Source organism: uncultured Maritalea sp. (assembly GCF_937139385.1).
Classification (GTDB): Bacteria; Pseudomonadota; Alphaproteobacteria; order Rhizobiales; family Devosiaceae; genus Maritalea; species Maritalea porphyrae_A.
The window spans coordinates 1-6663 of the sequence record NZ_CAKZPW010000360.1; the positions used below are offsets into that span (position 1 = coordinate 1).

Annotated in this window: 9 protein-coding genes and 1 tRNA gene; 6 read left to right on the forward strand and 4 right to left on the reverse strand. The window is 48.8% G+C overall.

Annotated elements, in window-relative coordinates:
- Positions 1–474: 474 nt before the first annotated feature.
- Positions 475–774 (forward strand): hypothetical protein, encoded by a 300-nt coding sequence (locus Q0231_RS14615; protein ID WP_299348577.1) that lies wholly within the window; start codon positions 475–477, stop codon positions 772–774.
- A gap of 112 nt (positions 775–886) precedes the next feature.
- A complete protein-coding gene (locus tag Q0231_RS14620; RefSeq protein ID WP_269393018.1) occupies positions 887–1306 on the forward strand; it encodes a hypothetical protein in 420 nt (139 codons plus the stop codon).
- A 184-nt stretch (positions 1307–1490) separates the two neighbouring features.
- Here the strand turns inward: Q0231_RS14620 and Q0231_RS14625 are convergent.
- Positions 1491–1580 (reverse strand) — tRNA-Ser (locus tag Q0231_RS14625).
- Between the two features lie 167 nt (positions 1581–1747).
- Here Q0231_RS14625 and Q0231_RS14630 point away from each other — a divergent pair.
- The 4 genes from Q0231_RS14630 (at position 1748) to Q0231_RS14645 (ending at position 3684) form a co-directional block, all read left to right on the forward strand.
- Positions 1748–2083, forward strand: a complete 336-nt coding sequence (locus tag Q0231_RS14630) for a hypothetical protein (RefSeq protein ID WP_269393019.1) — start codon at positions 1748–1750, stop codon at positions 2081–2083.
- A 10-nt stretch (positions 2084–2093) separates the two neighbouring features.
- Positions 2094–2678 carry a peptide-methionine (S)-S-oxide reductase MsrA gene (msrA, locus tag Q0231_RS14635; RefSeq protein ID WP_269393020.1) on the forward strand — a complete coding sequence of 195 codons (585 nt, stop codon included), beginning with the start codon at positions 2094–2096 and terminating at the stop codon, positions 2676–2678.
- Positions 2679–2683: 5 nt separating this feature from the next.
- The gene (locus tag Q0231_RS14640; RefSeq protein ID WP_269393021.1) at positions 2684–3040 is read left to right on the forward strand and encodes an MmcQ/YjbR family DNA-binding protein; all 357 of its coding nucleotides are present in this window, start codon (positions 2684–2686) and stop codon (positions 3038–3040) included.
- 71 nt (positions 3041–3111) lie between these two features.
- Positions 3112–3684, forward strand: coding sequence for a DUF2799 domain-containing protein (locus Q0231_RS14645; RefSeq protein ID WP_269393022.1), 573 nt, complete (start codon positions 3112–3114; stop codon positions 3682–3684).
- A gap of 57 nt (positions 3685–3741) precedes the next feature.
- Here the strand turns inward: Q0231_RS14645 and Q0231_RS14650 are convergent, their stop codons facing one another.
- From Q0231_RS14650 to Q0231_RS14660, 3 genes are all read right to left on the reverse strand, one after another.
- Positions 3742–4377, reverse strand: coding sequence for a peroxiredoxin (locus Q0231_RS14650; RefSeq protein ID WP_269393023.1), 636 nt, complete (start codon positions 4375–4377; stop codon positions 3742–3744).
- 143 nt (positions 4378–4520) lie between these two features.
- Entirely contained in the window at positions 4521–4721 is a 201-nt protein-coding gene (locus tag Q0231_RS14655) for a hypothetical protein (RefSeq protein ID WP_299348582.1), read from the reverse strand.
- A gap of 116 nt (positions 4722–4837) precedes the next feature.
- On the reverse strand, positions 4838–6385 hold the full coding sequence (locus tag Q0231_RS14660) for a SulP family inorganic anion transporter (RefSeq protein ID WP_299348584.1): 1548 nt from the start codon (positions 6383–6385) through the stop codon (positions 4838–4840).
- Positions 6386–6663: the final 278 nt, after the last annotated feature.

Sequence of the window (6663 nt, forward strand, 5' to 3'; positions counted from 1 at the left end):
CTCAATCCCATATTGGGCAGTCCAACCAGTTCTCTCATTTATCCCGGGCAGTTGCACTCGTCTGCCAAATTGGGTTTCAGACAAAATAGCGGTGAAGGAAGTGAGACTGAGGTAAGCATCAAAGCTGCATTCCGGGCACATTCCGAGTTCATAGATAACGATTACCTTGCTGATCAAGTGCTTTTTTCACAAACAACTAGCCGCACACAGGTGCCGGCAAATGTCGAAATTGCAGCAAAATTTCGCTCTGCGCCTATAGCCCGCATCGGTAATGCGACGACGCTTTCTTTAGCCATTGAGACAAAAGTTGGGCATGACATACGGGAAAACAGAGGCCTGATATGCGGAGGTGTATGCCAATCGCTTCCTTTTGTTACGGACACACAGCCAGTCATAACGCATCGCACAACGAGGACGTCAATCCGGCTGGGCCCAAGCCTGTCAACGCGACTTGGTGAGCGAACGACCTTTGATATGAGCGCATTGGTCGGGCCGAGCCTAGCTATTATTGACGACACACACCACTTGCGTACAAACCAAGGCTCGCCACTACAAATTCAATATACTCTGTTTGGACTTGAGATGGGGACGGTGTTTGCATTTGAGCATGAATTTTCTGAATTCTTGAGTGTACAAGTTGGAATTACAGCGAACGCGGCGCATCTGTTTGGGCAAGCCCAGTTCTCACCAAACAATGAGCGATCACCTTTACTCGCCGGCTCCGCAATATTTGAAGAAGCAAGCTTGTTTGCCCGTTTCGGAGGTGAATTTTGATAGGTCCAACAGTGCCAACGCGTAACGACGGCCGGCGGAACACTTTGTGTGGCGGAATGCTGATGCTGAGCGATCAGCAAAACTGCGGTTGGTCTAAGAAATGAATTCAACGATGGCGCCTAGATTTTCGATCGAGGCAACAAACAATTTTGAGCAGAATGCCTCTCCTCCTTTGGCGCTTGAAAAGGGCGGTTTCTTCGTCATCGACTTTGATCATCAAACACCGCTCGCGCTTACACCGGTGCCTGATTGGCTGATCGCTGCAACGTTTACGATGGAATTTGATGCAACTCTAACCAATAGTGAACTTCAGCTGCTCAAGCAGCTTTTGTGCTCGAAGTCGTTGCGCGAGATCAGTGCTGAAGACGGTGTCTCCTACGAAACGCGTCGCAATCAACTAAAAAAAGTCCTTGAGAAGTCGAACCTCAATCGTCAGGTCACTCTGTTGTTGGTCATGTCAAACTTGCTGGTCAAGGCGCTCTTTTTTGAGCATAAAACCTGTTCGCCGTCTTGTACGCATGCTAGAGACTGATGAGATAAACAGATCTGTGATCGTATTTTTTTCGACTGTTTTTGCGATTGAGACGAAGTCGATTGTAGAGTGAGGAATGGGCGTTCCTTACGTCGTAACCTGCACCTCTAAACTTTGAAGCTGGCGATCGGTTTTTCAACTTAATATTCCGCCAATTCACTTCAGCGAAGGTTGAAGAAAGTTATGGCGGAGAGACAGGGATTCGAACCCTGGAGACGGTTACCCGCCTACACGCGTTCCAGGCGTGCGCCTTCGACCACTCGGCCACCTCTCCGCAAGCAAATGCGCACCAAATCAGGTGGCAAACACAGTTGCATTGGCGCGCACTATACTGATCGCGAAACTGATCGCAAGTGTTCACTTATGCGTTGAGTGCTTGAATCGCATTTTTTGCGTGACTAGTATCACCAAACCGAACAAAGAAACCAACTGGATTGTCTTATGCGAATGATTACGCGCCTCATTGGCTCGCTGTTTTTGGCCCTTATGCTGATCATGATTGTCATGGACGGCGCAAAAGTGCTCTCATCTAACGAATTGGTGTTCACGCCATTGGGGCAGATTTGGTTTGAGATCGATCGGGCACTTGACACATTGACCCTCAACACTTTGCAAGCAATCATCCAGCGTTATGTACATCCAATCGTATGGGATCCAATCATTGTCACCATTTTGGGGGCGCCTGCATGGCTGATCTGCGCCATTCTTGGGGTGTTTTTTCTTTTTCTTGGGCGAACGCGTACTCGAGAACGCTATAAGCATATTGACGAACTATAAGGTGACAACAATGGACATTAAAATCGCACAGATGAGCCATTTCGTAAACGGCAACCCTATTTCGGGGCCTTATCCATCGCAAAATCAAACCATATACTTAGCATTGGGCTGCTTTTGGGGAGCCGAACGGTTGTTTTGGCGCCTTAACGGTGTATTTGTGACGGCAGTTGGCTATCAAGGCGGACACAAAGACAATCCCAGCTACCAAGAAGTTTGCACCGGACAAAGCGGGCATGCGGAAGCCGTTCTGGTCAACTATGATCCAAGTATAATTTCCCTTCAGGAAATCTTGATGCACTTTTGGCAAGAACATGATCCAACCCAAGGCAATCGCCAAGGCAACGATGTGGGCAGCCAATATCGGAGTGCTATCTATTTCACTTCGCCTGAACAAGAAAAAGTGGTGCGCGCGAGCTATGAGGCTTATGCCAGCTCACTCAAAGACAGCGGCTATGGTCCAATAACAACCGAGATCAAACCTGCAGAAGAGTTTTATTTTGCCGAGGAGTACCACCAACAATATTTGGCAAAAAACCCCAATGGCTATTGCGGCCTGAAGGGAACTGGGGTCAGTTGCACAATTGGTGGTGCGTAACAATTATGCTCACGCGCGTACAATTTGAAGTTTATTGCTTTTCGCTACCCAAAGTAACCCATGTGGTGCAATGGGGGAATGCCTCTGTCTTCAAAATTGGTGGCAAGATATTTGCGATCTACAGCCGCTGGGATGATGCGGATCAGGATATCATCAGTTTCAAATGCTCGGATCAGTCTTTTGCCATTTTGCCGACGCAAGAAGGCATTAGACCGGCTAAATATCTTGCGCGGGCAAAGTGGGTGCAGATTTCGCACAAAGCCAATTGGGATGAAGAGACCTGCCAAGCCTATATCAAACAAGCCTATGACATTATTACCGCCAAATTGACAAAGAAGACGCGCGAAGAACTCGAAATCTAGTCAACTTTGCTGCACCAGTTGCCAAGCGCAATTGATTTTGTCTAAATGGCTCAACAACAACGGAGTTTATCGTGCGCTATTTGGTTTTAACGGCCTCGTTCTTGCTTTTGGCAGTTTTGGCGGGTTGCGCGACGTTGAGCAAATCGCAGTGCCAAACAGGCGATTGGCAATCTGTGGGTGAGGCCGATGGTCGGGCGGGACATTCAACGGCACGCTTTAGCGAGCACAATGAAGCTTGTTCAAAGCATGGAATAAGCGTTGATCGCAGCCTATATAACAAAGGCCATGCCGCCGGGCTCAAATTCTATTGCACCCCAAACAATGCAGCGAAAGTGGGTTTGGCCGGTCGCTCCTATAATGGCGTGTGCACTGGGGAAATGGGCATCAGTTTTTTGCGTATTTATCGCGAGGCCAACGACGTCCACTCAATAGACAAAGACATAGAGTCATTGCAAAATCAAATTGAAACCCTAACCGAAAAGCTGGCTCAACCGGATATCACCCAAGCAGACCGCGACGATATTGTGTCAGATATCCGCTTCTTGAATTACGACGTATCGCGAAAAATGCGCGATCGGGCAAGAGAGGATGCTGAGCTGCGCCAAGTTTTGCTGGAAGAGCAAAATAGACTCTCCCGCCTTTAAACCAAAAAGGCGGCCATTGGCCGCCTTAATGATCAGTAGTTTGCGTTAGCTGAATTCTTATGACGTCGGTTGTTTCACAATCCGCAAATATGGCTTCATTTCATTCCAGCCTTCTGGGAACTTCTTAGCTGCATCTTCATTTGAAAGAGCTGGTACGATGATTACATCGTCACCGTCTTTCCAATTCACTGGCGTTGCCACTTGGTGTTTAGCAGTCAGCTGCAATGAATCGATAACGCGCAGCACTTCATCAAAGTTCCGGCCCGTTGAGGCTGGGTACTCGATCTTAAGTTTGATTTTTTTGTCTGGCCCGACAACAAAAACGGACCGCACGGTCAAGGTGTTGTCAGCAGACGGGTGGATCATCGAGTAAAGTGTTGCCACTTTTCGTTCTGGGTCAGCAATCAGCGGGAAGTTGAGCGCTGTGCCTTGTGTTTCTTCAATGTCGCCTACCCAGGCCTTGTGATCTTCAATTGGATCAACAGAAAGGCCGAGCACTTTGACCCCACGCTTATCGAACTCAGGCTTTAGTTTGGAGGTGTAACCCAACTCAGTGGTGCACACTGGCGTAAAGTTTTTCGGGTGCGAGAACAAAACTGCCCAGCTACCCTCAATATAGTCATGAAAATTGATGTGGCCTTCAGTGGTATCTGCTTCAAAATTGGGGGCTTCGTCGCCAATTAGCAATCCCATGATATTATTCCTTTGTGAGATTTTGTATTACATTCAATATGGGGTGTCGTAACCCAAAAGAGAATGCCCAAAGAGGAAAACTTTTTGCCAATAGTGCGAATGCAACGAAAGGTTATGCTCCGAATTTTGTGTGGAGAGAAATTTCAGGAAAGCAAGTGCAGCAGATCACGCAGAATGTATTCTTCGTGCAGCAAAAACACGAATGGTGGCGTGATCGAAAACACCAGCGCGATTTGCCAGCGCACAGACGCAAAGCGGGCAATTGCGTATGCCAAAAGCATCGCAGCCGCCATGAACAATAGTTCTGCATTGTGAACGGTCAAAAACCTAAGCAGTTCTTGCATTTTACATAACCCAATCTGCCCCCAATTGTTTCAGGCAACAGGGTACGCGCTTAGGTTTGTTTTGGCGTGAAACGGCTGGATTGCCTTTTATTCAAAGGCAATCCAGCAAACTCGCTTTAGTGCCCGGCATCCAGACGACCGGTTTGCAGGTCATAATCTGTAGCAACAGCATATTCTGGATCATCTTCTGCTGGCTCAACCAATTGCCCAGCTTTCTTAAGCAGATTTTTGCAATCGTTTGAAAGATGGCGCAATTTTAGCTTGGTGCCATTGGCTTCATATTTTGCGGCCAAAGCTTCAATAGCCTGCAACCCAGAGTGATCGACCACGCGTGACCCTGCAAAATCGATAATCACTGTTTCTGGGTCTTCTTTGGGATCGAACAAGAGAGAAAAACTCTCAATGGAACCAAAGAACAATGGGCCTTCAAGTTTGTAGATTTTTTCTTTATCGCCTTCGTGATACCCGGGTGTCGTGGCGTGCATACGCGTTGATGCGTTCCACGCGTAAACCAGCGCGGCTACGATTACACCGACCACCACAGCAGTGGCCAAATCTGTTGCGACAGTGACCACAGTCACAAGCACAATCACAAATGCATCTGCACGCGGAATGCGCATCATGATTTGAATGGAGCGCCAAGCAAATGTGCCGATCACCACCATAAACATTACGCCGACGAGTGCAGCCAATGGAATTTGCTCAATTAGGCTTGAGGCAAAAAGGATAAAGGCAAGCAAGAACAGCGCGGCTGAAATGCCTGACCAGCGCGTGCGACCACCAGATTTCACATTGATCATAGACTGCCCGATCATGGCACAGCCGCCCATGCCACCAAAGAAACCTGTGATAAGATTGGCCAAACCCTGGGCAATGCTTTCCTTGGACGCACCACCCTTTGTTTCGGTAATTTCTGCCACAAGGTTTAAAGTGAGCAAAGATTCAATCAGACCGATCGCTGCAAGAATAACAGCGTATGGCAAAATGATCTGCAATGTTTCAAAATTCAAAGGCACCATTGGGATATGGAACTGGGGCAAGCCCCCTTTAATGGATGCCAAATCGCCAACGCGGGGGACATCCAAGTTTAGAAAGATCACCGCCAGCGATACAACGCCAATTGCGAGCAAGGGTGCTGGGATAAACTTAATATATTTGCCGCCCCAGTGGATGATCATCATCGTGACAACGGTCAGGAATAGCATGAGATATAAGGGCATCCCTGTCATCCATTCACCGCCCGCAACACCATGTCCCCCGCCGGTCGCTGAACCAGGCACTTGGAACTGACTCAATTGAGCGAGAAAAATCACGATAGCTAGGCCGTTCACAAACCCCAGCATAACAGGATGGGGGACCATGCGGATGAATTTGCCCAGCTTGAATATCCCGGCAGCGATTTGGATGATGCCCATCAGGACAACCGTGGCGAACAGGTATTGCACGCCGTGATCCGCCACCAGAGCGACCATAACAACGGCAAGCGCACCCGTTGCGCCGGAAATCATGCCCGGCCGCCCGCCAAATGCGGCAGTGATGAGCCCGACAATAAACGCAGCATAAAGCCCGACCAAGGGATCAACACCGGCGACAAAGGCAAAGGCCACAGCTTCTGGCACCAACGCCAGAGCAACGGTAAGACCCGACAAAATGTCGGTCCGCATTTGGTTCAGGTTCCATTCGCGCGTGTGCGAGAAATAAGAATTGTGCCGCAGATGTTGGGCAAAATCAGAAATAGGCGTGCGTTTGGTCACTATGCTCATCCATCTGTCTGTGTTGTGCGGTGCCATAGGGCGTTTAGGGGCCAGATGGAAGGGTGGTTTTGGTTTTGCCCTTTGTAGGATCACACAAAACGGCAAATATTTCGTAAACAGGCTGGAATGGTGGCTGGGGCTGGGTCAGGGTGGCCGAAATGTGGAGCGGAGGTTTGGTGCATGAAACT